Below are 24,481 nucleotides of genomic sequence, written 5' to 3'. Positions count from 1 at the left end.
CAGGACGCCAACATGTCTCGCCAGGACGCGAACGCCGCCTTTGCACTCTCCTCATTTCTGCAGGGGGCAAACGCCACTTACATCGACGAACTCTACGCCCGTTTCGAAAAGGACCCCTCCTCGGTGGATGCCGAGTGGCAGGAGTTCTTCAAAAGCCTGAAGGACTCGCCGGCCGACGTTCAGAAGAACGCCGAAGGCCCGTCCTGGGAGAAGGCCAACTGGCCGCTGACGCCAAAGGACGACCTGACCTCCGCGATGGACGGCAACTGGGCCCAGGTCGAGAAGGTCGTGGGCGCCAAACTCGCTGCCAAGGCACAGAAGCCCGGTGCCGAAGCCTCCACCGGCGACATCAACCAGGCGACCCGCGACTCCGTGCGCGCCCTGATGCTGATCCGTGCGTTCCGCATGCGCGGCCACTTCCACGCCAATCTCGATCCGCTCGGCATCGAAGGCCAGAAGGATCACGAGGAACTCGATCCGCGCTCCTACGGCTTCACCGACGCCGACTACGACCGCAAGATCTTCCTCGATAATGTCATTGGCCTCGAATACGGCACGCTGCGCGAGATCGTTGCGATCCTGCAGCGCACCTACTGCCAGACCCTCGGCGTCGAGTTCATGCACATTTCCAACCGGGCGCAGAAGGCCTGGATCCAGGAACGCATCGAAGGCCCGGACAAGGAAATCAGCTTCACCCCGGAAGGCCGCCGCGCCATCCTGATGAAGCTCGTCGAGGCCGACGGCTTCGAGAAGTTCTGCGACGTCAAGTTCACCGGCACCAAGCGCTTCGGCCTCGACGGCGGTGAATCGCTGATTCCGGCCCTCGAACAGATCATCAAGCGCGGCGGCAGCCTCGGCGTGCGCGATATCGTCGTCGGCATGCCGCATCGTGGCCGCCTCAACGTGCTGACCCAGGTGATGGGCAAGCCGCACCGCGCGCTGTTCCATGAATTCAAGGGCGGCTCGGCCAACCCGGACGAAGTCGAAGGCTCCGGCGACGTCAAGTATCACCTCGGCGCCTCGTCGGACCGCGAGTTCGACAACAACAAGATCCATCTGTCGCTGACCGCCAACCCGTCGCATCTCGAAATCGTCGATCCCGTGGTGCTCGGCAAGGTCCGCGCCAAGCAGGACCAGAACGGCGATCCGCCGGACCAGCGCATTTCCGTGCTGCCGCTGCTGATGCATGGCGACGCGGCCTTCGCAGGCCAGGGCGTTGTCGCGGAATGTTTCGCGCTGTCGGACCTGAAGGGCTACCGCACCGGCGGTTCGATCCACTTCATCGTCAACAACCAGATCGGCTTCACCACCTATCCGCGCTATTCGCGCTCGTCGCCCTACCCGTCCGACGTGGCGAAGATGATCGATGCGCCGATCTTCCACGTGAACGGCGACGATCCGGAAGCGGTGGTGTTCGCGGCCAAGATCGCGATCGAATTCCGGCAGAAGTTCCACAAGCCTGTCGTCATCGACATGTTCTGCTACCGTCGCCATGGCCACAACGAAGGCGACGAGCCGGCGTTCACCCAGCCGGTGATGTACAAGAAGATCGGCGCCCACCAGTCGACGCTGGACCTCTATGCCAAGCGCCTGATCGCCGACGGCGTGATGACCGAAGGCGAGATCGACAAGGCCAAGGCCGACTGGCGCGCCCGGCTCGATGCCGAGCTCGAGGCCGGTGCGGGCTACAAGCCGAACAAGGCCGACTGGCTCGACGGCAAGTGGGCCGGCTTCAAATATGCGGATCAGGAAGAAGACCCGCGCCGTGGCATCACCGGCGTCGACGTCGAGACGCTGAAGGACATCGGTGCCAAGATCACCAAGGTGCCCGATGGTTTCCGCGTGCACCGGACCGTGCAGCGCTTCCTCGATACCCGCGCCAAGGCGATCGACACCGGCGAAGGCATCGACTGGGCAACCGGCGAAGCGCTGGCCTTCTGTTCGCTGATGGAAGAGGGCCACCACGTTCGCCTGTCCGGCCAGGACAGCGAGCGCGGCACCTTCTCGCAGCGCCACTCGGTGCTGTTCGATCAGGAAGACGAAAGCCGCTACACGCCGTTCAACCACCTGAAGCCCGATCAGGGTCACTACGAAGTCATCAACTCGCTGCTCTCGGAAGAAGCCGTGCTCGGCTTCGAATACGGCTACTCGCTGGCCGAACCGAAGGCACTGACGATCTGGGAAGCGCAGTTCGGCGACTTCGCCAACGGCGCCCAGGTGCTGTTCGACCAGTTCATCTCGTCGGGCGAGCGCAAGTGGCTGCGCATGTCCGGCCTGATCTGCCTGCTGCCGCATGGCTATGAAGGCCAGGGACCGGAGCACTCCTCCGCGCGCCTTGAGCGCTTCCTGCAGATGTGCGCGGAAGACAACATGCAGGTGGTCTATCCGACCACCCCGGCAAACTACTTCCACATGCTGCGGCGCCAGCTCAAGCGCGAGATCCGCAAGCCGCTGATCGTGATGACGCCGAAGTCGCTGCTGCGCAACAAGCGTGCGGTATCGAAGCTGAGCGAGCTCGGCGCCGACACCACCTTCCACCGCGTGCTGTTCGACGATGCCGAGAAGCTGCCGGACGAGAAGATCAAGCTCGTGCCCGACAACAAGATCCGTCGTGTCGTGCTGTGCTCCGGCAAGGTCTATTACGATCTCTACGAGGAGCGCGAGAAGCGCGGCATCGACGATGTCTACCTGATGCGCATCGAGCAGCTCTATCCGGTGCCGCTGAAGACGCTGGTGCAGGAGCTGACCCGCTTCAAGGGCGCGGAATTCGTCTGGTGCCAGGAAGAGCCACGCAACATGGGCGGCTGGCACTTCATCGAGCCGTATCTCGAATGGGTGCTCAACCAGATCCACGCCACCCACAAGCGTCCGCGTTACGCCGGACGTGCAGCGTCGGCGGCAACCGCCACCGGCCTGATGTCCAAGCATCTCGCCCAGCTCAAGGCCTTCCTCGACGAAGCGCTCGGCTAAGCCTCCATCCTGTTGACGAATGCCCCGCACCCGCGGGGCGTTCGCATACCCGCATTGATTTCAAGTTCAGGCAGGGATGACCGAGCGGGTCGCCACGCCACAAGAGGAAGCAGACAATGACTGAAATTCGCGTTCCCACGCTCGGCGAGTCCGTGACGGAAGCCACCATCGGCCGCTGGTTCAAGAAGGCGGGCGACGCCGTCGCCGTTGACGAGCCGTTGGTTGAGCTCGAAACCGACAAGGTGACCATCGAAGTCCCCGCGCCCTCCGCCGGCGTGCTCGGCGAGATCGTTGCCAAGGATGGTGAGACCGTTGCCGTCGGCGCGCTGCTCGGCCAGATCACCGATGGCGCCGGTGGCGCCAAGCCGGCTGCCGCTCCCGCCAAGCCCGCCGCCCCGGCTCCTGCCGCTGCTGCGCCTGCTCCCGCTCAGAAGTCCGCCCCCGTCGATGCGCCGCTGGCGCCGTCGGTCCGCAAGATCTCTGCCGAGAGCGGCATCGATGCCGCCACCGTGCCCGGTTCGGGCAAGGATGGCCGCGTGACCAAGGGCGACATGCTCGCTGCGATCGAGAAGGCTGCGTCGGCACCGACGCCGATCAATCAGCCTGCCGCCGCCGTACAGGTTCGTGCGCCGTCGCCCGCTGACGATGCTGCCCGCGAAGAGCGCGTGAAGATGACGCGCCTGCGTCAGACCATCGCGCGCCGCCTCAAGGACGTGCAGAACACCGCCGCCATGCTCACGACCTTCAACGAGGTCGATATGACCAACGTGATGGCGCTGCGCAGCCAGTACAAGGACGTGTTCGAGAAGAAGCACGGCACCAAGCTCGGCTTCATGGGCTTCTTCACCAAGGCCTGCGTGCAGGCGCTGAAGGATATTCCGGCTGTGAATGCCGAGATCGACGGCAGCGACCTGATCTACAAGAACTACTATCACGTCGGCGTGGCCGTCGGCACCGACAAGGGCCTCGTGGTCCCCGTGGTGCGCGATTGCGATACCAAGTCGATCTCCGACGTCGAAAAGACCATTGCAGATTTCGGCAAGCGTGCCCGTGACGGTCAGCTCAAGATCGACGAAATGCAGGGCGGCACCTTCACCATCACCAATGGCGGCATCTACGGCTCGCTGATGTCGACGCCGATCCTGAACGCACCGCAGTCGGCCATCCTCGGCATGCACAAGATCCAGGAACGTCCGGTCGTGGTCGGCGGCAAGATCGAAATCCGCCCGATGATGTATCTGGCGGTGTCCTACGATCACCGCGTGATCGACGGCAAGGAAGCCGTGACCTTCCTGGTCCGCGTCAAGGAAAGCCTGGAAGATCCCGCCCGCCTCGTTCTGGATCTCTGATCTCGCCGCATCCCCTTCATGAACCGACGGCGGCAACGCCGTCGGTTCATGAGCAAAAGCAGCCTCAGTGACGCAAACGAAGCTGGAGCAGGTTATGAACGACAACGTCGTCATCATCACAGGCGGAAGTCGCGGTATCGGCCGGGCAACCGCACTTGCTGCGGCCGCGCGTGGCTTCAAGGTCGTTGTCGGCTATGCCAGCAACGAAGCTGCTGCCAACGACGTCGTCTCGAAGATCGAGGCAACCAATGGCAAGGCCATCGCGGTGAAGTGCGATGTCGGCTCCGAGGCCGACATTCTCTCGCTGTTCAAGGCCGCCGATGCCTTCGGGCCGCTTGGTGCGCTGGTCAACAATGCCGGCATCGTCGGCCCTTCCATCCGTGTCGATCAGATGACCGCCGAACGCATCGCCAACATGATGACCGTGAACGTCACCGGCAGCATTCTCTGCGCTCGCGAGGCGGTGAAGCGGATGTCGACCAGACACGGCGGCAAGGGCGGTGTCATCGTCAACCTGTCATCGGTGGCCGCCAAACTGGGCGCGCCGAACACCTATGTCGACTACGCTGCGTCCAAGGGCGCGATCGATTCTTTCACGATCGGCTTGGGACATGAAGTCGCAGCCGAAGGCATTCGCGTCGCCGGTATTCGGCCGGGTTTGATCGATACTGAAATTCACGCCAGCGGCGGCGAACCGGATCGCGCGCATCGTCTTTCCGTCAACGTGCCGATGAAGCGCGTCGGTACTGCTGATGAAGTTGCCAATGCCATCGTCTGGTTGCTGTCGGACGAGGCCTCTTACGTTACCTCGACCATTCTCGACGTGTCCGGTGGCCGCTGAGGCCCTGACACCCCAATCATCTGAAGACAATACAGGACTTGATCATGGCCTCTTACGACCTCGTTGTTATCGGCACCGGACCCGGCGGCTATGTCTGCGCGATTCGCGCGGCGCAGCTCGGCATGAAGGTTGCCGTCGTCGAGAAGAACAGCACGCTGGGCGGCACCTGCCTGAACATCGGCTGCATGCCTTCGAAGGCCTTGCTCTATTCGTCGGAGCTTTTTGAGGAAGCCGGTCACTCCTTCGCCAAAATGGGCATCAAGGTCTCAGCGCCCACGCTGGATCTGCCGGCGCTGATGAACTTCAAGCAGCAGGGCATCGACGGCAACGTCAAGGGCGTCGAATTCCTGATGAAGAAGAACAAGATCGACGTCGTGATGGGCACCGGCAAAGTGCTCGGCACCGGCAAGGTCGAAGTCACTGGCGCCGACGGCAAGGCCCAGACGCTGGAGACGAAGAACATCGTCATCGCCACCGGCTCGGATGTCGCCAAGCTGAAGGGCATCGAGATCGACGAGAAGCGCATCGTGTCGTCGACCGGCGCGCTGTCGCTCGACAAGGTGCCGGAAAAGATGATCGTGGTCGGCGCCGGCGTGATCGGCCTCGAACTCGGCTCGGTGTGGCGCCGCCTCGGCGCCGAAGTCACCGTGGTGGAATTCCTCGACCGCATCCTGCCCGGCATGGATGGCGAAGTCGCCAAGCAGTTCCAGCGCATGCTCGAGAAGCAGGGCATGACATTCAAGCTCGGCGCCAAGGTCACTGGCGTCGATACGTCCGGCAAGAAGCTGAAGGCGCAGATCGAGCCGGCCGCAGGCGGCGCTGCTGAAGCGCTCGAGGCCGACGTGATTCTCGTGGCGATCGGCCGCGTGGCTTACACCGAAGCACTCGGGCTCAAGGAAGCCGGCGTCGAGCTCGACGAGCGCGGCCGCGTCAAGATCGACCATCACTTCTCAAGCAATGTGAAGGGTGTCTATGCCATCGGCGACGTGGTCGCCGGCCCGATGCTGGCACACAAGGCGGAAGACGAGGGCGTTGCCTGCGCCGAGCTTCTCGCAGGTCAGGCTGGCCATGTGAACTATGACGTGATCCCGGGCGTCGTGTACACCACGCCGGAAGTCGCTGCCGTCGGCAAGACAGAGGAAGAGCTCAAGGCTGCCGGTGTCGCTTACAATGTCGGCAAGTTCCCGTTCACGGCCAATGGTCGTTCGAAGGTCAACCAGACCACCGATGGTTTCGTGAAGATTCTCGCAGATGCGAAGACCGACCGCGTGCTCGGCGTGCACATGATCGGCCGCGAAGTCGGCGAAATGATCCACGAGGCCTGCGTGCTGATGGAATTCGGCGGTTCGGCGGAAGACCTGGCCCGCACCTGCCATGCCCATCCGACCCGCTCCGAAGCGGTAAAGGAAGCGGCATTTGCAGTAGCCAAGCGCGCTATCCATATGTGAGTCACGGCCGGCGCGACGCCCGCTGGGAGACGAGCGTTATGATGCGACGCGTGCTGCAGCCGCTATGGTTCCTCCTCGCTTTGATCTTCCTGATCGAGGCGTGGCTGTGGGATCATCTCGAACCGGTGGTCGCTCGCATCGTCGCTGCGATTCCGCTGCGCGCTTTCAAGGAATGGCTGGCCGCGCGAATCGCGCGGCTGTCGCCGATGTTAACGCTGGTCGTGTTTGTTATTCCGGCGATCCTGCTGTTTCCGCTGAAACTGGCCGGCGCCTGGCTGCTCATGCATCAGTATTGGATCAGCGCTTTCGCGCTCATCGTATTCAGCAAGTTTCTCGGCGTCGGCGTCGCCGCGTTCATCTTCGATGTGACGCGACCCAAGCTGTTGCAGATGAACTGGTTTCGGAAGCTGTACGAATTCGTTCTCGACATCCGCCGCCGTGCCGGCGAACTGGTCGCGCCTGTTACCGCAAGCATCAAGGCGACGATGGCGATGTTCCGCTCCAATTCATCATCCCGTTGGATGCGGCTGGTACAGCGGCTGCGTCATCGGGCGCATTCGGCGCGGTAGACTTCGGCGGGAGAGCAACTTGGCTGAACTGGCGCGCATCCAAACTCCTCTTCTCGACATCGCCTATGAACACAGCGGCCCGGAGGGCGGCCTGCCCGTCCTGCTGATGCACGGTTTCCCCTACGACGTCAGAGGCTATGACGACGCGGTCGCCATCATCAACGCCGCCGGCTTTCGTACCATCGTGCCCTATCTGCGCGGCTATGGGCCAACGCGGTTTCTTTCCAGCGCGACCATTCGCTCCGGACAGCAGGCCGCGCTTGGGCAGGATCTTTTGGAGCTGATGGACGCGCTGCGCATCGGCAAGGCCGTGGTCGCCGGTTACGACTGGGGCGGCCTGCGTCGTCTCGGCGCTGTGGCCCGAACGCGTGCACGGTCTCGTCAGCTGCACCGGCTACAACATCCAGGACCTGACGAACGCAGCGCGACCATTCGCGCCCGAGCAGGAAGCACGGCAATGGTATCAATATTATTTCCATACCGAACGCGGCCGTAACGGTCTGGTCCAGAACCGCAACGCACTAGCGAAACTGTTGTGGCAGATGTGGTCGCCCGGCTGGGCATTCGACGACGAAACCTTCGAACGGTCGGCGCTGGCTTTCGACAATGACGATTTCGTCGATGTGGTCGTGCATTCCTACATGCATCGGACCGGCAGCGTCGCCGGCGATCCAAACTATGCTTTTCTGGAAACGCAATTGGCAGCGCAGCCGAAGATCGATGTCCCGACCATTGTGCTGCATGGCGCCGATGACGGCGTTGGGCCGGTGAAAAATTCCGAGAGTCACGGCCAGTATTTTACGGCGGACTATGAGCGCCGTGTGATCCCGGGCGTCGGCCACAACGTGCCGCAGGAAGCACCCAGGGAATTTGCCGAAGCGGTCCTGCAACTATGCCGGACCGCTTCGACGTAAGTCATTACATGAGATGCACTGCATGTGGCGCGAACAGGCCGATGGCGGTGAAAGCGATGCCGGCCAGCGCCAGTGCACCTGACACCCAGGCTAGTGCAATCATGCCGGTGATGATGGTGGCCGATGCCAGCACAATGCCAATCTGGAACGCGGCGGACGCCACTTCATAGTGATGATACCGCGCCATCGAGAGGTCGCGCGCGTGCTCGGCTTCCTTGGCCCGGGCGGCGAGCTGCTCGGAGCCCTCACCCGTTTCCGGTTCGGAACGATAGCGATCTGCGGTCTTCTTCCAGTCGTCGATCTGCTTGGACAGCGCCGTCTTGGCGGCATCGTCACCCATCAGGCCGAGGCTGAGTCTGGCCTGGTCCGACGTCGCCTGAACGACGGTGCGGCGGATGCTCTTGGCCTGAAAGAACGCCCAGAGGTTCGACGCTTCGACGTTCTTGCTGATCGATTCGGTCTGCGCGCCCTTGCCGAGGGTCTCGGACAGCGCCAGGAACAGCGCGATCACCGCAATCAGCAATGCGATCTTTTTATTCGAGCCAGACGCATGCTCGGCATGCTCGGCGTGCTCCATGCTTTCGTGGGCGCTCATCGTGATCCCTCCGGTTGGTCGATCTCTCGATTTGACCGAACCGCACCGACTTCGCAAGGGGCAGCTCAATGACACTTCCACTACAGCTGGGTCTTGCCCGGCCTTACGCTCGCGGGTGTGCGGTCTTGTAGACCTCGAACAGTCGCTCGGTATCGATGCCGGTATAGATCTGAGTGGTCGACAGCGAGGCGTGGCCGAGTAATTCCTGGATCGCGCGCAGATCGCCGCCACGGGTCAGAAGATGCGTCGCAAAGGAATGGCGCAAGGCGTGCGGCGTGGCGCTGTCGGGCAGCCCAAGCGCACCGCGCATCCGCTCCATGGTGAGCTGGATGATCCGTGGGCTGAGCGGCCCGCCACGCGCGCCGACGAACATCGGGCCTTCAGCGGGTAACGGGTGCGGACACTGGGCGGCATAGTCGGAGATCAATTCCAGCACGTTCTGCAGCACCGGCACCATGCGGGTCTTGTTGCCTTTGCCGTTGACGATCAGCACGTCACCAGCGCCCGGGGCCGGCACGTCGCGGCGCTTCAGGCCAAGGGCTTCGGAGATACGCAAGCCCGAACCATACAACAATCCCATGACCGCGGCGTCGCGCGCCCAGATCCACGGATCGCGGTTTTCGCCCGCCCGTTCATCCGCATCAGCCAGGCGCTTGGCCGAGGCCATCTGCAGCGGCTTCGGCAGGCTCTTGCCGATTTTTGGCGCGCGAATCGCCGACAGTGCACCGACGCTACCTTTGCCTTCACGCTCCAGAAATCGTCCGAACGAGCGCAGACCGGCCAGCGCGCGCATCAATGAGCGACCGCCGATGTCATCGCCGCGCCGTGCCGCCATGAAGGCTCGGACATCGCTGGTCTCCAGCTTGGCAAAACGCGGCAACGAGACGAGCGCGCCCCAGTGTTCGGCGAGAAATGTCAGAAACTGCCGGACATCGCGCGCATAGGCTTCAAGCGTCTTCGGTGACAGCCGTCGCTCGGCGCGCAAATGCGACAGCCAGTGCGTCATTTGAAGCGAAACATCAGCGTCGGCGCAAATGAGGTCGATCGGTGCGGGTGCGCCTGGTTTCTTCTCGGAAAGCTTGGCCATCGGGATGCCTTGCGGTTCGTCATGCGCGAACGGGAGGGGATTATCACACCCTGCTCGTTTCACTTTGGTGAACCGCCGGCATCGTCAATCCGGAAACCGCTTCAAGGGCTCCACCACCCCGGGGGGCAAGCCCGTTCGAGCCGCGTTCATGGTCATGGCCAGGAACGTGTAATAGCCGTTGATCCCGAGCAGATCGATGACGCCCTGCTCGCCGAATTTGGCGACGGCCCTGTTCCAGGTCGCATCGCTGACACGCCTGGAACGCTGGATCTCGGTCGACATGTCGTAAGCAGCTTCTTCGTCATCGGCCATCCCCACGGGTCGTCGCCCGTCGGCGATCGCGTCAGCGATCTCCTTCCGCAGACCGGCCTTGATGGCGATGTCATGATGGGCAACCCACTCATATTGCTGCGTCCATTCGCGCGCAGTGATCAGGATGACCATTTCACTGAGCCGCGGCGCCAGCGCGCTCTTGAACCTGAGATGATCGCCCATCGCCTTGGCGCGGAGCATCACTTCCGGGCTGCGAATCAGCGGCACGAAGGGGCCCCGGACCTCATAGCCACGCCCGCCGGCGAATTCATCGGCGGCTTTCTTCTGTGCGTCGGTGTATTTGTCGGCCGGGATCGGCGGCATCCGGTCCTGCGCCCCTGCGGGACCGGCGGTAACCGACAGCATGACAAGTGAGGCCAGAGTCCCGGCGAGCTTGTGACGCATGATGTTTCTCCCTGCGGGTCTTGTTCTTGTTTCATTGTCGTGGCGGACGATCGGTCATAAGACCGGCCATCCGACCGGCACTGGTCCGGACCGCACCGCGAGCTTAAGTTAGCGGATACCTCAATTCGAGTCTGAATTCCCCCGATGGATGAAGCTGCACGTACCAGGATATCTTCGGGCGTCGTCGACGTGCTGGTGCCGGTCGCGCTGAACCAGGCCTATTCCTATCGCGTGCCCCGCGGCGTCGACCTGCAGCCGGGCGATGTCGTCAGCGTGCCGCTCGGCGCCCGCGAGGTGATCGGCGTGGTTTGGGCGGAAAATGCCAATCCCGATCCGCGGCTGCATAACCGGCTCAAGGAAGTCAGCGAAAAGTTCGACGTCCCGCCGCTGAAGCAGGAATTGCGCAGCCTGGTCGACTGGGTAGCGAATTACACTCTGTCCGCACGCGGCATGGTCATGAAGATGACTTTGCGCATGGGCGAACATCTCGGCCCGGAACGGGCGCGCATGGGCGTCCGCCTGGTCGGCGAAGCGCCGAAACGCATGACGCCTGCACGTGCACGGCTGATCGAGATCCTGTCGGACGGGTTGCTGCACGCGAAATCCGAAGCCGCCAAGGAGGCCGGCGTCAGCGCAGGCGTGATCGACGGCCTCGTCGATGAGGGCACGCTTGCGATTGAAGCCATGCCCCGCGCGCTGCCGCCGCCGGCACCTGACCCCACTTTTGCCGAGCCGGACTTTTCAGACGATCAGGCCGTTGCGGCCGAGGCGATGCGGACCTTCGCCGCCAAGGGGGATTTCCACGCCGCCCTGCTCGACGGCGTCACTGGCTCCGGCAAGACCGAGGTCTATTTCGAGGCGGTTGCCGAGATCATCAGGCGCGGCGAACAGGTGCTGATCCTGATGCCGGAGATCGCTCTGACCGGGCAATTCCTGGAGCGCTTCTCAAAGCGCTTTGGCGTCCGGCCGCTGGAATGGCACTCCGAGCTGACACCACGTACCCGCGCACGCAACTGGGCGTCCATCGCCAATGGCGAGGCGCATGTCATCGTCGGCGCGCGTTCGGCGCTGTTTCTGCCCTATGCGAAGCTTGGTCTGATCATCGTCGATGAAGAACATGACCAGGCCTACAAGCAGGACGAAGGCGCGCATTATCATGCCCGCGACATGGCCGTGGTGCGGGCGTCGATCGCCAAAATTCCCATTGTGCTGGCCTCGGCGACGCCATCGGTCGAGTCCGAGGTCAATGCGCGCAAGGGACGCTATCAGCGCATCGCGCTGCCATCGCGCTTCGGCGGCCAGCACATGCCGCATATCGAGGCCATCGACCTGCGCCGCGAAGGGCCGATGCGCGGCCGCTTCATCGCACCGCGCCTCGCCGAGAAAATCCGGATCGCCATCGAGCGCAAGGAACAGGCGCTGCTGTTCCTCAATCGCCGCGGCTACGCGCCACTGACGCTCTGCCGCGGCTGCGGGCACCGGTTCGCCTGCACGATCTGCGATGCGTGGCTGGTCGATCATCGCTTTCGGCAACGGCTGGTGTGCCATCACTGCGGCTTCTCGATGCATCGCCCGCATCAATGCCCGCATTGCCAGGCCGAGGAATCGCTGGTCGCCGTGGGTCCGGGCGTCGAGCGGCTGCAGGAGGAAGCGGCGAACCTGTTCCCGGACGCGCGCACCATGGTGCTGTCGAGCGATCTCATCACCTCGATCGATGCGATGCGGACCGAGCTGGCCGAAATCGCCGAAGGCCGTGTCGATGTCATCATCGGCACGCAACTCGTGGCCAAGGGCCATAATTTCCCGCGGCTCAATCTCGTCGGAGTCATCGACGCAGATCTGGGCCTCGGCAATGGCGATCCACGCGCGGCGGAGCGCACCTATCAGATGCTCAATCAGGTGATCGGCCGCGCCGGGCGTGAACAGGGCCGCGGCGTCGGCTATCTGCAGACCCATCAGCCGGAACATCCGGTGATGAAGGCGCTGATCGCCAGCGACCGCGAAGCCTTTTACGCCAGCGAGATCGAAGCGCGCGAGCGCGCCGGCTATCCACCGTTCGGCCGGCTGGCGAGCCTGATCATTTCAGGCGGCGACCGGCCGACCACCGAAGGCTATGCACGCAAGCTCGCCGCCATGGCGCCGATCGACGAGCGCATCATGGTGCTCGGCCCGGCCGAAGCACCGCTCGCCGTGATCAAGGGGCGCTATCGTTTTCGCTTGTTGGTGAAGTCAGCGCGTAACGTCGATTTATCGCACTACCTGCGCGACTGGCTGGCGCATGGGCCGAAGACGACGGGGAATCTCAAGCTTGAAGTTGATGTCGACCCGCAGAGCTTTCTGTAAGCAACGCCCATGTGACAGATCAAAGAAAAGCCTGCCGTCATTGCTGACGGCAGGCTTTTACTGAACACAGACACAACGCAACGCTTACTAAACTTGAGAGATCAGTATCGCAGTGCGTCTCTGCGCTTACATGACTTCCGCAACGACACGGCCAACACCACGGCTGGTCAGACCGATCGCGCTCGCTGCGCCCTTGGACAGGTCGAGCACGCGGCCACGGATGAACGGGCCACGATCATTGACGGTGACGACAACGCTGCGGCCGCCGTGGGTGACGCGGAGCTTGGTGCCGAAGGGCAGCGAACGATGCGCGGCGGTCATCGCATTCTGATTGAAGCGCTGACCCGACGCGGTGCGGCTGCCCGACTCGCTGCCGTAATAGGACGCAACGCCCGAGAAGCTACGGCCGCCGGTGGTCGGCGCGATCGACGCATTGGCATCGAACAGCGACGTCGAAGCCTGGGCGGCGTGATGGTGCCTGTGATGATGACGATGGTGACGGGACTTGGCCGAAGCTTCTGAAACCGTTCCCCCGAGAACAAGAGCGGCAGTCATAAAAGCGATTGCCGTACGCGGCCGGGCGATGGCACCCAGCGTCGATTTTCCGTAACGCAGCATAAGTTGTTGTCCCTCAGACAGTATTACCACGAACGTGGTAAGTGGACCCCCGTCCCAATTTCACTGGCTGAGCGTTTGACGACGTAATGAGGCGTAAAATGGGCAACACAATCGTTCCATGACCAGATGAAATATCTTGTGATGGAACAGAACATGGCTAATGAGCCGCTTTAACAGATTTTTAACTACTTAATATACTGCATATTACATAACTATACTGAATAGCGAAGTGATCGTCGCGCATGGATAGCATTCGGTAAGTAAATGTTAAGCAGCCGGGAACGGCGACATGAGGCGCCACACGCCACGCTGCCTGCCGCGATTTCAATTGCAGACCTGCCGCGATCGACGCTGCGTGTTTCGAAAAGCGGCACCCGTACCGTCACGCGGAATTAGAAATTCCGCCTCGGAGACGAACGATGAAATACGCCGCCCGCGACCCGATTGGCGCGCCGCATCTCCCTGAAATGATTCTTTGCGAGGGCCTGCGACAAGGCATCATCAAACGCTTTCGTCGCGTTGCACCCGCGCGCGCGCTATGTTAGCAAAGCCGCGATTTGAACGGGTCACGACATTTTGTTGTGACCTAAAAATCGAAGTCCCGCTTGAATTCCAAGGACTTGGATCGCTAGGCGCCGCATTCGGGCGATAGTTATTCCCTTGCGAGTTTGACAGCCTGAAGAGCGCAATTCGTGGCAGCAGAAGATCCGTCGGTTTCGGGAATGTCCGGTCGTTACGCAACAGCTCTGTTTGAGCTGGCGCGTGACGAAAAGTCCGTCGATGCGGTGAAGGCCGATCTCGACAAATTCGCAGCGATGCTGGCCGATAGCGCCGATCTCGCGCGACTGGTTCGCAGCCCGGTATTCGCTGCAGATGTTCAGAGCAAGGCTCTGACCTCGGTGCTGGAGAAGGCCGGAATTACCGGCATCACCGCCAATTTCCTCCGTGTCCTGACCGCAAACCGTCGTTTGTTCGCGGTGAATGACGTGATCCGCGGCTTCCGCGCGCTGGTCGCCAAGTTCAAGGGCGAAGCAACGGCCGACGTCACCGTCGCCGAGCCGCTCAGTGACAAGAATCTCGACGCTCTCAAGACCGCGCTGAAGTCAGTGACGGGCAAGGACGTCGCGCTCAACGTGAAAGTCGATCCGTCCATCATCGGCGGGCTTGTCGTCAAGCTCGGCAGCCGCATGGTGGACAGCTCGCTTCGCACCAAACTCAACTCGATCAAGCACTCGATGAAAGAGGCAGGCTGATGGACATCCGCGCCGCAGAAATTTCCGCGATCCTCAAAGACCAGATCAAGAATTTCGGCCAGGAAGCTGAAGTTTCCGAAGTCGGACAGGTGTTGTCCGTCGGCGACGGCATTGCCCGCGTCTACGGCCTCGACAATGTTCAGGCCGGTGAAATGGTCGAATTCGAGAACGGCACCCGTGGTATGGCGCTGAACCTCGAAACCGATAACGTCGGTGTCGTTATTTTCGGCGCTGACCGTGAAATTAAGGAAGGCCAGACCGTCAAGCGCACCCGTTCGATCGTGGACGCGCCGGTTGGCAAGGGTCTGCTCGGCCGCGTCGTCGACGCGCTGGGCAATCCGATCGATGGCAAGGGTCCGATCCAGGCCGACAAGCGTATGCGCGTCGACGTCAAGGCGCCGGGCATCATTCCGCGCAAGTCGGTCAACGAGCCGATGGCAACCGGCCTGAAGTCGGTCGACGCTCTGATCCCGGTCGGCCGCGGCCAGCGCGAGCTGATCATCGGTGACCGTCAGACCGGCAAGACCGCGATCGCGCTCGACACCATTCTGAACCAGAAGTCGCTGAACGTTGCCGGCGCTCCCGAGAGCCAGAAACTGTACTGCGTTTATGTCGCCGTCGGCCAGAAGCGTTCGACCGTCGCCCAGTTCGTGAAGGTGCTCGAAGAGCAGGGCGCGATGGAATACTCCGTCGTCGTCGCCGCGACCGCTTCCGATCCGGCTCCGATGCAGTACATCGCGCCGTTCACGGGCTGCACGATCGGCGAATTCTTCCGCGACAACGGCATGCACGCCGTCATCATCTATGACGATCTCTCGAAGCAGGCCGTTGCTTACCGCCAGATGTCGCTGCTGCTGCGTCGTCCGCCGGGCCGCGAAGCCTATCCGGGCGACGTGTTCTATCTTCACTCGCGTCTGCTTGAGCGCGCTGCGAAGCTCAACGATTCCCAGGGCAATGGTTCGCTCACAGCGCTGCCGGTCATCGAAACCCAGGCCAACGACGTGTCGGCCTACATCCCGACCAACGTGATTTCGATTACCGACGGTCAGATCTTCCTGGAAACCGACCTGTTCTTCCAGGGCATCCGCCCTGCCGTGAACGTCGGTCTGTCCGTGTCGCGCGTCGGCTCCGCCGCGCAGACCAAGGCGATGAAGAAAGTCGCCGGCAAGATCAAGGGTGAGCTCGCACAGTACCGCGAAATGGCGGCCTTCGCGCAGTTCGGCTCCGACCTCGACGCGTCGACCCAGCGCCTGCTGAACCGCGGCGCACGTCTCACCGAACTCCTGAAGCAGCCGCAATTCTCGCCGTTGAAGATGGAAGAGCAGGTTTGCGTGATCTGGGCCGGCACCAACGGCTATCTCGACGCCCTGCCGATCGCCAAGGTTCGTGGCTTCGAAGACGGTCTGCTGTCACTGCTGCGCGGCAAGAACGTCGAGATCCTCAACGCGATCCGCGACAGCCGCGATCTCAAGGACGACGTAGCCGCCCAGCTCAAGGCCGTCGTCGAAGGCTTTGCAAAGACCTACGCTGCTTAATATTGCCAATGAATGGCCGGCTTCCGCCGGCCATTCGCGTTGATGTCCGGCACGAGGTCGGGCGTTTCGAACGAGAGGTTCGCGATCAGCCTATTGGCTAGATCGCCGGGGTGGACTGAGAATGGCCTCACTTAAAGACATGCGCGTCCGCATCGCCTCGACCAAGGCGACGCAGAAGATTACCAAGGCGATGCAGATGGTCGCAGCATCGAAGCTGCGCCGTGCGCAGACCGCTGCTGAAGCTGCACGTCCCTATGCCGAGAAGATGGATGCCGTGATCGCAAGCATCGCCGGCGCGACCACCGCTGGCTCCGGTCCGGCGCTGCTGGCCGGCACCGGCAAGGATCAGGTTCATCTGCTGCTGGTCTGCACCGGCGAGCGCGGCCTATGCGGCGCTTTCAATTCCTCGATCGTCCGTCTGGCGCGCGAGCGCGCATTGGCGCTGATGAATCAGGGCAAGACGGTCAAGATCTTCTGCGTCGGCCGCAAGGGCTACGAGCAACTGCGCCGTAACTTCGAGAAGCAGATCGTCGGTCATCTCGAACTGCGTTCGGTGCGTCAGCTCGGCTTCGTCAATGCCAACGACATCGCCAAGAAGGTTCTCGAACTCTTCAACGCTGGCGACTTCGACGTCTGCACGCTGTTCTATTCGCGCTTCAAATCGGTGATCGCGCAAATCCCGACCGCCCAGCAGATCATCCCGCTGGTGGTCGAAGCGCCTGCCGCCGATGCCGGCCCGACGCCGAGCTACGACTACGAGCCCGCCGAGGATGAGATCCTCGACGGCCTGCTACCGCGCAATCTCGCGGTGCAGATCTTCCGCGCTCTGCTCGAGAACAACGCTTCGTTCTACGGCGCGCAGATGAGCTCGATGGACAACGCCACGCGCAATGCCGGCGATATGATCCGCAAGCAGACATTGATCTATAACCGCACCCGCCAGGCGATGATTACGAAGGAGCTGATCGAAATCATCTCCGGCGCCGAGGCGATCTAACAACAACCTTCCGGTCCTCAGGACCGCCGTTCAAGTTTCGGACTTCAAGGAGAAGTTTTCATGGCTACATCCGCCAACCAGACCGGACGTATCACCCAGGTCATCGGCGCCGTCGTCGACGTGCAGTTCGAAGGCTACCTGCCCGCGATTCTGAACGCGATCGAAACCAAGAACGGTGGCAACCGCCTGGTTCTCGAAGTCGCCCAGCATCTCGGCGAATCGACCGTCCGCACCATCGCGATGGACACCACCGAAGGTCTGGTCCGCGGTCAGGAAGTCACCGACACCGGCTCGCCGATCCAGGTTCCCGTTGGCGTCGGCACCCTCGGCCGCATCATGAACGTGATCGGAGAGCCGATCGATGAAGGCGGTCCGATCGCTTCGGAAGGCAACCGCGCTATCCATCAGGAAGCGCCGATGTATACCGAGCAGTCCACCGAGGCTGAAATTCTCGTCACCGGCATCAAGGTCGTCGATCTGCTCGCGCCTTACGCCAAGGGCGGCAAGATCGGCCTGTTCGGCGGCGCCGGCGTCGGCAAGACCGTTCTCATTCAGGAACTGATCAACAACGTCGCGAAGGCGCACGGCGGCAACTCGGTGTTCGCCGGCGTTGGTGAGCGTACCCGCGAAGGTAACGATCTCTATCACGAATTCATCGAGTCCAAGGTGAACGCAGATCCGCACAATCCGGATCCGGCCGTGAAGTCGAAGTGCGCTCTCGTGTTCGGCCAGATGAACGAGCCTCCGGGTGCCCGCATGCGCGTCGCTCTGTCCGGTCTGACCGTCGCCGAGCACTTCCGCGATCAGGGCCAGGACGTGCTGTTCTTCATCGACAACATCTTCCGCTTCACCCAGGCAGGTTCGGAAGTGTCCGCTCTGCTCGGCCGCATTCCTTCGGCGGTGGGTTATCAGCCGACACTGGCGACCGACATGGGCGCGCTGCAGGAGCGCATCACCACCACGCATAAGGGTTCGATCACCTCGGTGCAGGCCATCTACGTTCCGGCCGACGACTTGACCGACCCGGCGCCTGCTACGTCGTTCGCCCACTTGGACGCGACGACCGTGCTCAACCGCGCGATTTCGGAAAAGGGCATCTACCCCGCAGTGGACCCGCTCGACTCCACCTCGCGCATGCTGTCCCCGCTGATCGTCGGCCAGGAGCACTACGAGACCGCGCGTATGGTCCAGCAGGTGCTGCAGAAGTACAAGTCGCTGCAGGACATCATCGCCATTCTCGGCATGGACGAACTGTCGGAAGAGGACAAGCTGGCCGTGGCCCGCGCCCGCAAGATCGAGCGCTTCCTGTCGCAGCCGTTCTTCGTCGCTGAAATCTTCACGGGTTCGCCGGGCAAGTTCGTCGAGCTCGCCGACACCATCAAGGGTTTCCGCGCGATCTGCGAAGGCAAGTACGATCACCTTCCGGAAGCCGCCTTCTACATGGTCGGCGCGATCGAAGAAGCCGTCGAAAAGGGCAAGAAGCTGGCTGCTGAAGCCGCTTAAGGGGCGAATAGCGAATAGTGAGTGGTGAGTAGCTAGCAGCTTCCGCCACTCGCTTCGCTTCCGCTATTACTATTCACTAGTCACTATTCGCAGGTTCACGATGGCCACCTTCCACTTTGATCTCGTTTCCCCGGAAAAGCTCGCTTTCTCGGGCGAAGTCGATCAGGTCGATATCCCGGGCGCCGAGGGTGATCTCGGTGTGCTCGCCGGCGCCGCCCCGCTGGTCGCTGCGCTGCGTCCTGGCATCATGACCATCACGTCGGGTGGTTCGACCCAGAAGATCATTGTGCTCGGCGGTCTCGCTGAAGTCTCCGACAAGGGTCTCACGGTGCTCGCCGACGTGGCGACGTCGATCGCTGAACTCGATCGCGAAGCTTTCGCCAAAGACATCGCCGAGATGGAAGAGAAGCTGGCCGAGAAGGAAGGCTCCGCTCTGGACCGAGCCATCGAGCGCCTCGACCACTTCAAGGTCATCCAGCAGCACGTCACCTCGACGGCGATGCACTAGGCGCTATAGCCCGGGTAGCGCTTCGTTTCGTTAGGGCTTCGCTTCAGACAAATTTGGCGAACTGCTCCGCCACCGCGCGATAGACATCGCGCCGGAACGGCACCACGAGATCGGCAACACGATCCAGTCGCTCCCAGCGCCAGGCATCGAATTCTGCCGGCTGACCGTTGCGCGGCGTCAGCGGGTCGACCTCGGCATCGTCCCCGGTGAATCTCAGCGCGAACCACTTCTGCCGCTGCCCGCGAAATTGCGCAAAGCGATGGCTGGGATCCTCGAACGGGATGAAGTCGTAGGTCATCCAGCCGGTTTCGCCGAGATAATCGGCATGGATGACGCCAGTCTCTTCCCACAATTCCCGCATCACGGCGATGCGAGGATCTTCATCGGGATCGATGCCCCCCTGCGGCATCTGCCACTCCAGGCCCGGAAGGACGATCTCCGGCCCGTCATCCTTGAAGCGGCGGCCGATCAGAACCTTGCCGTCCGCATTGAACAGTGCGACGCCCACATTGGGGCGATAGGGCCGGTTGTCTGTCATTGCGGCACTAGCCGTCCGCCAGACCGGCGAATTCCTTCACCACCCGCTCATAGACCGGGCGCTTGAACGGCACGATCAGCTCCGGAAGGTTCTTCATCGGCTCCCAGCGCCAATTGACGAACTCGGCCTTGTGGCCGCCCGGCGGATGCGTGACGTTGATTTCCTTGTCATCACCGGTGAAGCGCACGGCGAACCATTTCTGCCGCTGGCCGCGATACCGCCCCTTCCAGGCCCGCCCGGCTACCGTGCGGGGAATGTCATAGATCAACCAGTCCGGCACTTCGCCAAGCTTCTCGACCGATTGGACGCCGGTTTCTTCATAGAGCTCGCGCTTGGCGGCCTCCCAGGTGTCCTCACCGGGATCGACGCCGCCCTGCGGCATCTGCCAGACATGCATGTCATCGACGTGCTCGATACCGCCGGCGCGGCGGCCGATAAAGACGAGCCCTTGCGGGTTGATCAGCATCATTCCGACGCAAGTTCGATAGGGCAGGTCTTCGTAGCGCGCCATTCCGTCAATGCCTCTCGCGTCCGTTCGAGCACTCTTTACGCAGCAATTCGGCTTCGCTGAATCCCAACGATTCGGCGGTGCCGAATTCACCCTAGCCCAAAGACGACGCTAGCTTGATTTTGATTTCAGCATCGCGGTTGTCAATGGCACGAGCATGACCCCGCGGCCTTCGAGGGTTTTGGCCCAGGCGCTGATACGCTCGATCGAGATCGGCAGCGCCGAGGCGACGCCGACAGCCACACCACGTTCCTTGGCCAGCCCCTCGAGCCGCGCCAGCGCCTTATCGATATCTGCAGAGGTCGGTACCGCGTCGATGGCGACATCGGAGCGTGCGAAGGGCATGCCCTGCCCTTCGGCGGCGGCAGCCGCGACGCTGCGCGGCGTGGAGCCGTCGTCGAACAATGCGAGCCCGCGCTTGCTGGCTTCCCGCGCAATGGGTTGCATCGCCGTGTCCGTGGCGATGAAGCGCGCGCCCATGAAATTGGCGACGCCGACATAGCCCTGGAAACGGCTCATATGCCACATCATGCGATCGAGATTCTGCTCGGCCGTAGCCGAGGCCAACAGGGTCTGCGGGCCGGGATCGTTGTCGGGATAATCGAACGGTTCCATCGGCAGTTGCAGCAGCACCTCGTGGCGCTGCGCACGGGCGCGTTCGACCAGTTTACCGGGATCCGAACCATAGGGCGTGAAGCCGAGAGTCACCGCCGGCGGCAGCTTCATGATGGCATCGGTGGTCTTGGCTGCACCGACGCCGAGGCCGCCGATGACGATGGAAATGCTCGGCGTCTTCATCGCTTTGGCGCGCTCGGCGTCGGAGCCGGCGGCATAGGCCGTGACCGGCTTCAGCGCGCCGATGGCGATGGGCACCATGCCGTGGCGGGTTTTCTCCAGCAGTTTCTGATCGATCCCCGTCATGACCGGCGGCGGCGCATCGGCCGCAGTGCTGTCCGTGCCATCGCTCGACACCACGACATCCTTACGGGCGCCGCTGGAGCCATCGATGATGGTGATGGTCTTCTGGCCGGGGGCCTCGGGCGTCTTGGCCGTCTCCGGCGTGCCGTGCTTGACCTCGACCGGAGGCTTCGCAGCAGTCTTGTCCTCGGTCACGGCGGGCGCCTTGATCGCGACACGCGCAACCGGCTCGCCGCCCATCGGGTTATTATTGAAGATGGCAACGCCGAGAAAGCCGAGCAACAGCAGCGCGAGTATCGTGGCAAGCGCCTGCGTTCCGGAAAAAGGCAGCCGGAATCGCCGCTTGCGCGTCAATTTTTGTCCAAGCGGGGCGCTCAGATCGTCCGCCGACACTGCCATGGATCTCCCGAATCAGCAGACCGGACAATAACACGCCCGGTTGTGGCCACCGCACCCGGAAGGCGCGGGATCACCTGGAAGGATTGCAACAAAAAGGGCGACCCGAAGGCCGCCCGTTCCGCAGAATTGATATGCGCTTGTCGATCAGTTCGGCTTGGCGGCCGCCTTGTCGTCTGCCGGCTTGTCCGCAGCGGCGGCGGCTGCCGGCGGCGGTGTGATGACCGCATTCGACGTCACCTTGATGCCATGGAGCAGGTCGGTAGCAGCCTTGAGCGCCTTGTCATTCTTGGCATCCGGCGGCACGTAGGACTGCGAACCGGTCTTCTCGTCGCCATCGTTCTTGAGATGGCCACGGAGCGAGGCTTCGCCCTTGATGTCGCGCGACTTCAGTTCATCCGGCACGTCCTGCACGATCTCGATGTCCGGGACGATGCCCTTGGCCTGGATCGACTTGCCCGACGGCGTGAAGTAACGCGCCGTGGTCAGACGCAGCGCGCCATTGCCGGAGCCCAGCGGGATGATGGTCTGCACCGAGCCCTTGCCGAACGAGCGCGTACCGATGGTGGTCGCACGCTTGTGGTCCTGCAGCGCGCCGGCGACGATCTCTGATGCCGAAGCCGAACCGCCATTGATCAGCACGACCACGGGCTTGCCCTTGGTCAGATCACCCGCATGTGCGGTGCGACGCTGGGTTTCTTCCGCGTTGCGACCGCGGGTCGAGACGATCTCACCGCGCTCGAGGAACGCGTCGGAAACGGTGACGGCTTCTTCAAGAAGGCCACCCGGATTGTTGCGGAGGTCGATGATGTAGCCCTTGACCTTGTCCGCACCGATGGCCGCAGTCTGCGCCGCGATCTCGCGCTTCAGGCCTTCAGTCGTCTGCTCGTTGAAGGTGGTGATACGGATGTAAGCGATATCATCGCTTTCAACGCGGGCACGCACCGAGCGGACACGGATATTGTCGCGCACGAGAGTGACGTCGAGTGGATTGTCCTGACCCTTGCGGATGATCTTCAGCTTGATCTTGGTGTTGACCGGACCGCGCATCTTCTCGACGGCCTGGTTCAGGGTGAGACCCTGCACCGCTTCGTCGTCGAGGCTGGTGATAATGTCATTGGCCATGATGCCGGCCTTCGACGCCGGGGTATCGTCGATCGGCGACACCACCTTGATCAGGCCATCTTCCATGGTGACTTCAATGCCGAGGCCGCCGAACTCACCACGGGTCTGCACCTGCATGTCGCGGAAGCTCTTGGCATCCATGTAGCTGGAATGCGGATCGAGGCCGGCGAGCATGCCGGAGATCGCCGATTCGACCAGCTTGCTGTCGTCGGGCTTCTCGACATAGTCGCTGCGGACGCGCTCAAACACGTCGCCGAACAGGTTGAGCTGGCGGTAGGTATCCGAGGTCGCAGCGCGGGCACTGGTGCCCATGAACACGGCGCGTGGTTGGGTCACGAAGAGCGTCAAGGCGGCGCCAGTGGCAGCACTCAGCAGAATTATGGAAGTCTTGCGCATCATCCGCGAACCTTTTCGCCTTCGTTAGCGGCCCACCATGGGCCTGGATCAATGGGAGTCCCGTCCTTACGGAACTCGATATAAAGCACAGGCTGGCTGGCATTGGCCGCAAGGACGGATGCTACCCGGGATGTTGATCCCATGACAGCGATCGGTTCCCCGGTAAGGACGAACTGACCAATGTTCACCGAAATGCGCTCCATCCCGGCGATCAAGACATGATACCCGCCCCCAGCGTTGAGGATCAAGAGTTGTCCATAGCTACGGAACGGACCGGAATAAACAACCCAGCCGTCACACGGTGTTGTGACCTGCGCACCGGCCCGTGCGGCCAGTGAGATGCCTTTTTCGACGCCCCCGACACCATCGGAACCGCCGAAATTACGAATTTTAACCCCGTTGACCGGAAGTGCGAACATGCCCTTCGCCGAGGCAAAGGCGATCGCCGGGCTAAGCCGGCCGGGGTCTTTGAAGGCGCCGATATCCGGCTTGCCATTGCTGAGCGTCGCCGGCGTGCCCTGCAGACTGGCCGTGGCTGCTGCCTTTGCCGCTGCCTTGGAGTCCTGTTCCATCTTCGCTATCAGGCCCTGCAGACTGTCGACTTGACGAGACAGGGTCAGCGCACGCGCCGCCTCCGCTTCCATATCCTTTTCGGCAGCCAACTGCTGCTTCTGGCGCTCATCAGTGAAGGACGCGAGGCGCGTCTGTTCTTCCTTCAGCTTGTCGCGGTCGCCGGCAAGCTGATCGCGCTCGGTCGAGATCGCCTTGCGCAAATTCACGAGTTCGCTGAGGTCGGCCACCAGTTGCTCGGCGCGCGCGCGCATCTCGGGCACAACGGAGCCGAGCAGCATCGCGGTGCGCAGCGACTTCAGCGCATCTTCGGGTCGCACCAGCAAAGCCGGCGGCGCGCGGCGGCCGGCGCGCTGCAACGCCGACAGCACTTCGACGATTTCGCCACGGCGCGATTCCAGCGTACCGCGGATCTTCTGCTCGCGCGCATCCAGCGGACGCAATCGCACTTCGGCATCGTCGATGCGGGTTTCGACACCGCGGACGCGGGCGGCAATATCGATGAGCTGCTGACTGAGCTTGCCGCGGTCCTGTCCGATCGCCGCAATATCGGCTTTCAGTTTTGCCTGCAGCTCCGCGGCGCTCTTCTGCTGCGCGCGGATCGCTTCGAGCTCCTGCTCGCGCTGGCGAATGATATCCGGCGATGGCGCATTGGCCTGCTGGATCGGCGCAGCCGTTTGCGCCTCGACCGAAGTCGTCATCAAACCTGCAAGGGCGGCTGATACCAGCATCATGGACAACGACGATGAGCTCGACATCCCGCGGCGAACGGCGGCGTGTTCA

Annotated in this window: 21 protein-coding genes and 1 pseudogene; 13 read left to right on the top strand and 9 right to left on the bottom strand. The window is 62.4% G+C overall.

Going from position 1 to position 24,481, the window contains the following annotated elements; all coding sequences use genetic code 11:
* Positions 1-12: 12 nt before the first annotated feature.
* From AC1RLZ_RS09435 to AC1RLZ_RS09410, 6 genes and pseudogenes are all read left to right on the top strand, one after another.
* Positions 13-2,970 (top strand): 2-oxoglutarate dehydrogenase E1 component, encoded by a 2,958-nt coding sequence (locus AC1RLZ_RS09435; protein WP_493188437.1) that lies wholly within the window; start codon positions 13-15, stop codon positions 2,968-2,970.
* A gap of 116 nt (positions 2,971-3,086) precedes the next feature.
* Positions 3,087-4,319: a 2-oxoglutarate dehydrogenase complex dihydrolipoyllysine-residue succinyltransferase gene (gene odhB, locus AC1RLZ_RS09430; RefSeq protein WP_493188436.1), complete on the top strand. Its 1,233-nt coding sequence runs from the start codon at positions 3,087-3,089 to the stop codon at positions 4,317-4,319.
* A gap of 94 nt (positions 4,320-4,413) precedes the next feature.
* Positions 4,414-5,160 (top strand): SDR family oxidoreductase, encoded by a 747-nt coding sequence (locus tag AC1RLZ_RS09425; RefSeq protein ID WP_493188435.1) that lies wholly within the window; start codon positions 4,414-4,416, stop codon positions 5,158-5,160.
* A gap of 44 nt (positions 5,161-5,204) precedes the next feature.
* The gene (lpdA, locus tag AC1RLZ_RS09420) at positions 5,205-6,608 is read left to right on the top strand and encodes a dihydrolipoyl dehydrogenase (RefSeq protein ID WP_493188434.1); all 1,404 of its coding nucleotides are present in this window, start codon (positions 5,205-5,207) and stop codon (positions 6,606-6,608) included.
* Positions 6,609-6,646: 38 nt separating this feature from the next.
* Positions 6,647-7,177, top strand: a complete 531-nt coding sequence (locus AC1RLZ_RS09415; protein WP_493188433.1) for a hypothetical protein — start codon at positions 6,647-6,649, stop codon at positions 7,175-7,177.
* A gap of 28 nt (positions 7,178-7,205) precedes the next feature.
* Positions 7,206-8,091, top strand: a pseudogene (locus AC1RLZ_RS09410) (alpha/beta fold hydrolase).
* 4 nt (positions 8,092-8,095) lie between these two features.
* Here the strand turns inward: AC1RLZ_RS09410 and AC1RLZ_RS09405 are convergent.
* The 3 genes from AC1RLZ_RS09405 to AC1RLZ_RS09395 form a co-directional block, all read right to left on the bottom strand.
* Positions 8,096-8,686 carry a DUF4337 domain-containing protein gene (locus AC1RLZ_RS09405; protein ID WP_371421472.1) on the bottom strand — a complete coding sequence of 197 codons (591 nt, stop codon included), beginning with the start codon at positions 8,684-8,686 and terminating at the stop codon, positions 8,096-8,098.
* A 103-nt stretch (positions 8,687-8,789) separates the two neighbouring features.
* The gene (locus AC1RLZ_RS09400; RefSeq protein ID WP_493188432.1) at positions 8,790-9,773 is read right to left on the bottom strand and encodes a tyrosine recombinase XerC; all 984 of its coding nucleotides are present in this window, start codon (positions 9,771-9,773) and stop codon (positions 8,790-8,792) included.
* Between the two features lie 84 nt (positions 9,774-9,857).
* Complete coding sequence (locus AC1RLZ_RS09395; RefSeq protein WP_493188431.1) at positions 9,858-10,490, bottom strand: carboxymuconolactone decarboxylase family protein; 633 nt, start codon at positions 10,488-10,490, stop codon at positions 9,858-9,860.
* Between the two features lie 144 nt (positions 10,491-10,634).
* Between AC1RLZ_RS09395 and AC1RLZ_RS09390 the strand changes: the two genes are divergently transcribed.
* Positions 10,635-12,833: a primosomal protein N' gene (locus AC1RLZ_RS09390; RefSeq protein ID WP_493188430.1), complete on the top strand. Its 2,199-nt coding sequence runs from the start codon at positions 10,635-10,637 to the stop codon at positions 12,831-12,833.
* Positions 12,834-12,959: 126 nt separating this feature from the next.
* On the opposite strand, the gene AC1RLZ_RS09385 is transcribed toward AC1RLZ_RS09390, so the two are convergent.
* Positions 12,960-13,451, bottom strand: a complete 492-nt coding sequence (locus AC1RLZ_RS09385; RefSeq protein WP_493188429.1) for a septal ring lytic transglycosylase RlpA family protein — start codon at positions 13,449-13,451, stop codon at positions 12,960-12,962.
* Between the two features lie 419 nt (positions 13,452-13,870).
* Between AC1RLZ_RS09385 and AC1RLZ_RS09380 the strand changes: the two genes are divergently transcribed.
* From AC1RLZ_RS09380 to AC1RLZ_RS09355, 6 genes are all read left to right on the top strand, one after another.
* Positions 13,871-13,996: a hypothetical protein gene (locus AC1RLZ_RS09380; protein ID WP_493188428.1), complete on the top strand. Its 126-nt coding sequence runs from the start codon at positions 13,871-13,873 to the stop codon at positions 13,994-13,996.
* A gap of 147 nt (positions 13,997-14,143) precedes the next feature.
* A complete protein-coding gene (locus AC1RLZ_RS09375) occupies positions 14,144-14,704 on the top strand; it encodes a F0F1 ATP synthase subunit delta (protein WP_371421477.1) in 561 nt (186 codons plus the stop codon).
* Positions 14,704-16,239, top strand: a complete 1,536-nt coding sequence (atpA, locus tag AC1RLZ_RS09370; protein ID WP_493188427.1) for a F0F1 ATP synthase subunit alpha — start codon at positions 14,704-14,706, stop codon at positions 16,237-16,239. Before AC1RLZ_RS09375 ends, atpA begins: the two co-directional genes overlap by 1 nt.
* Positions 16,240-16,360: 121 nt before the next feature.
* Positions 16,361-17,236, top strand: coding sequence for a F0F1 ATP synthase subunit gamma (locus AC1RLZ_RS09365; RefSeq protein ID WP_493188426.1), 876 nt, complete (start codon positions 16,361-16,363; stop codon positions 17,234-17,236).
* Between the two features lie 60 nt (positions 17,237-17,296).
* Positions 17,297-18,739, top strand: coding sequence for a F0F1 ATP synthase subunit beta (atpD, locus tag AC1RLZ_RS09360; protein ID WP_493188425.1), 1,443 nt, complete (start codon positions 17,297-17,299; stop codon positions 18,737-18,739).
* A 100-nt stretch (positions 18,740-18,839) separates the two neighbouring features.
* The gene (locus AC1RLZ_RS09355; RefSeq protein WP_371422390.1) at positions 18,840-19,247 is read left to right on the top strand and encodes a F0F1 ATP synthase subunit epsilon; all 408 of its coding nucleotides are present in this window, start codon (positions 18,840-18,842) and stop codon (positions 19,245-19,247) included.
* A gap of 43 nt (positions 19,248-19,290) precedes the next feature.
* Here the strand turns inward: AC1RLZ_RS09355 and AC1RLZ_RS09350 are convergent, their stop codons facing one another.
* The 5 genes from AC1RLZ_RS09350 to AC1RLZ_RS09330 form a co-directional block, all read right to left on the bottom strand.
* Positions 19,291-19,785: an RNA pyrophosphohydrolase gene (locus AC1RLZ_RS09350; protein ID WP_493188424.1), complete on the bottom strand. Its 495-nt coding sequence runs from the start codon at positions 19,783-19,785 to the stop codon at positions 19,291-19,293.
* Between the two features lie 7 nt (positions 19,786-19,792).
* Positions 19,793-20,296, bottom strand: a complete 504-nt coding sequence (locus tag AC1RLZ_RS09345) for an RNA pyrophosphohydrolase (protein ID WP_371422392.1) — start codon at positions 20,294-20,296, stop codon at positions 19,793-19,795.
* Between the two features lie 108 nt (positions 20,297-20,404).
* A complete protein-coding gene (locus AC1RLZ_RS09340; protein WP_493188423.1) occupies positions 20,405-21,610 on the bottom strand; it encodes a divergent polysaccharide deacetylase family protein in 1,206 nt (401 codons plus the stop codon).
* A 144-nt stretch (positions 21,611-21,754) separates the two neighbouring features.
* Positions 21,755-23,131, bottom strand: a complete 1,377-nt coding sequence (locus AC1RLZ_RS09335; protein ID WP_371422394.1) for a S41 family peptidase — start codon at positions 23,129-23,131, stop codon at positions 21,755-21,757.
* The gene (locus AC1RLZ_RS09330; protein ID WP_493188679.1) at positions 23,128-24,432 is read right to left on the bottom strand and encodes a murein hydrolase activator EnvC family protein; all 1,305 of its coding nucleotides are present in this window, start codon (positions 24,430-24,432) and stop codon (positions 23,128-23,130) included. Before AC1RLZ_RS09330 ends, AC1RLZ_RS09335 begins: the two co-directional genes overlap by 4 nt.
* Between the last annotated feature and the right edge of the window lie 49 nt (positions 24,433-24,481).

The organism is Tardiphaga sp. GW822-FHT04G09, assembly GCF_058800725.1.
The sequence above is the reverse complement of the archived record's forward strand: the minus strand, read 5'-3'. Positions and strand labels throughout refer to the sequence as shown.

Excerpts from the sequence above, each read along its gene's own strand:
- AC1RLZ_RS09435 (WP_493188437.1), top strand. The coding sequence starts at position 13 with ATGTCTCGCCAGGACGCGAACGCCGCCTTTGCACTCTCCTCATTTCTG.
- odhB (WP_493188436.1), top strand. The coding sequence starts at position 3,087 with ATGACTGAAATTCGCGTTCCCACGCTCGGCGAGTCCGTGACGGAAGCC.
- AC1RLZ_RS09425 (WP_493188435.1), top strand. The coding sequence starts at position 4,414 with ATGAACGACAACGTCGTCATCATCACAGGCGGAAGTCGCGGTATCGGC.
- lpdA (WP_493188434.1), top strand. The coding sequence starts at position 5,205 with ATGGCCTCTTACGACCTCGTTGTTATCGGCACCGGACCCGGCGGCTAT.
- AC1RLZ_RS09415 (WP_493188433.1), top strand. The coding sequence starts at position 6,647 with ATGATGCGACGCGTGCTGCAGCCGCTATGGTTCCTCCTCGCTTTGATC.
- AC1RLZ_RS09405 (WP_371421472.1), bottom strand. The coding sequence starts at position 8,686 with ATGAGCGCCCACGAAAGCATGGAGCACGCCGAGCATGCCGAGCATGCG.
- AC1RLZ_RS09400 (WP_493188432.1), bottom strand. The coding sequence starts at position 9,773 with ATGGCCAAGCTTTCCGAGAAGAAACCAGGCGCACCCGCACCGATCGAC.
- AC1RLZ_RS09395 (WP_493188431.1), bottom strand. The coding sequence starts at position 10,490 with ATGCGTCACAAGCTCGCCGGGACTCTGGCCTCACTTGTCATGCTGTCG.
- AC1RLZ_RS09390 (WP_493188430.1), top strand. The coding sequence starts at position 10,635 with ATGGATGAAGCTGCACGTACCAGGATATCTTCGGGCGTCGTCGACGTG.
- AC1RLZ_RS09385 (WP_493188429.1), bottom strand. The coding sequence starts at position 13,451 with ATGCTGCGTTACGGAAAATCGACGCTGGGTGCCATCGCCCGGCCGCGT.
- AC1RLZ_RS09380 (WP_493188428.1), top strand. The coding sequence starts at position 13,871 with ATGAAATACGCCGCCCGCGACCCGATTGGCGCGCCGCATCTCCCTGAA.
- atpA (WP_493188427.1), top strand. The coding sequence starts at position 14,704 with ATGGACATCCGCGCCGCAGAAATTTCCGCGATCCTCAAAGACCAGATC.
- AC1RLZ_RS09365 (WP_493188426.1), top strand. The coding sequence starts at position 16,361 with ATGGCCTCACTTAAAGACATGCGCGTCCGCATCGCCTCGACCAAGGCG.
- atpD (WP_493188425.1), top strand. The coding sequence starts at position 17,297 with ATGGCTACATCCGCCAACCAGACCGGACGTATCACCCAGGTCATCGGC.
- AC1RLZ_RS09355 (WP_371422390.1), top strand. The coding sequence starts at position 18,840 with ATGGCCACCTTCCACTTTGATCTCGTTTCCCCGGAAAAGCTCGCTTTC.
- AC1RLZ_RS09350 (WP_493188424.1), bottom strand. The coding sequence starts at position 19,785 with ATGACAGACAACCGGCCCTATCGCCCCAATGTGGGCGTCGCACTGTTC.
- AC1RLZ_RS09345 (WP_371422392.1), bottom strand. The coding sequence starts at position 20,296 with ATGGCGCGCTACGAAGACCTGCCCTATCGAACTTGCGTCGGAATGATG.
- AC1RLZ_RS09340 (WP_493188423.1), bottom strand. The coding sequence starts at position 21,610 with ATGGCAGTGTCGGCGGACGATCTGAGCGCCCCGCTTGGACAAAAATTG.
- AC1RLZ_RS09335 (WP_371422394.1), bottom strand. The coding sequence starts at position 23,131 with ATGATGCGCAAGACTTCCATAATTCTGCTGAGTGCTGCCACTGGCGCC.
- AC1RLZ_RS09330 (WP_493188679.1), bottom strand. The coding sequence starts at position 24,432 with ATGATGCTGGTATCAGCCGCCCTTGCAGGTTTGATGACGACTTCGGTC.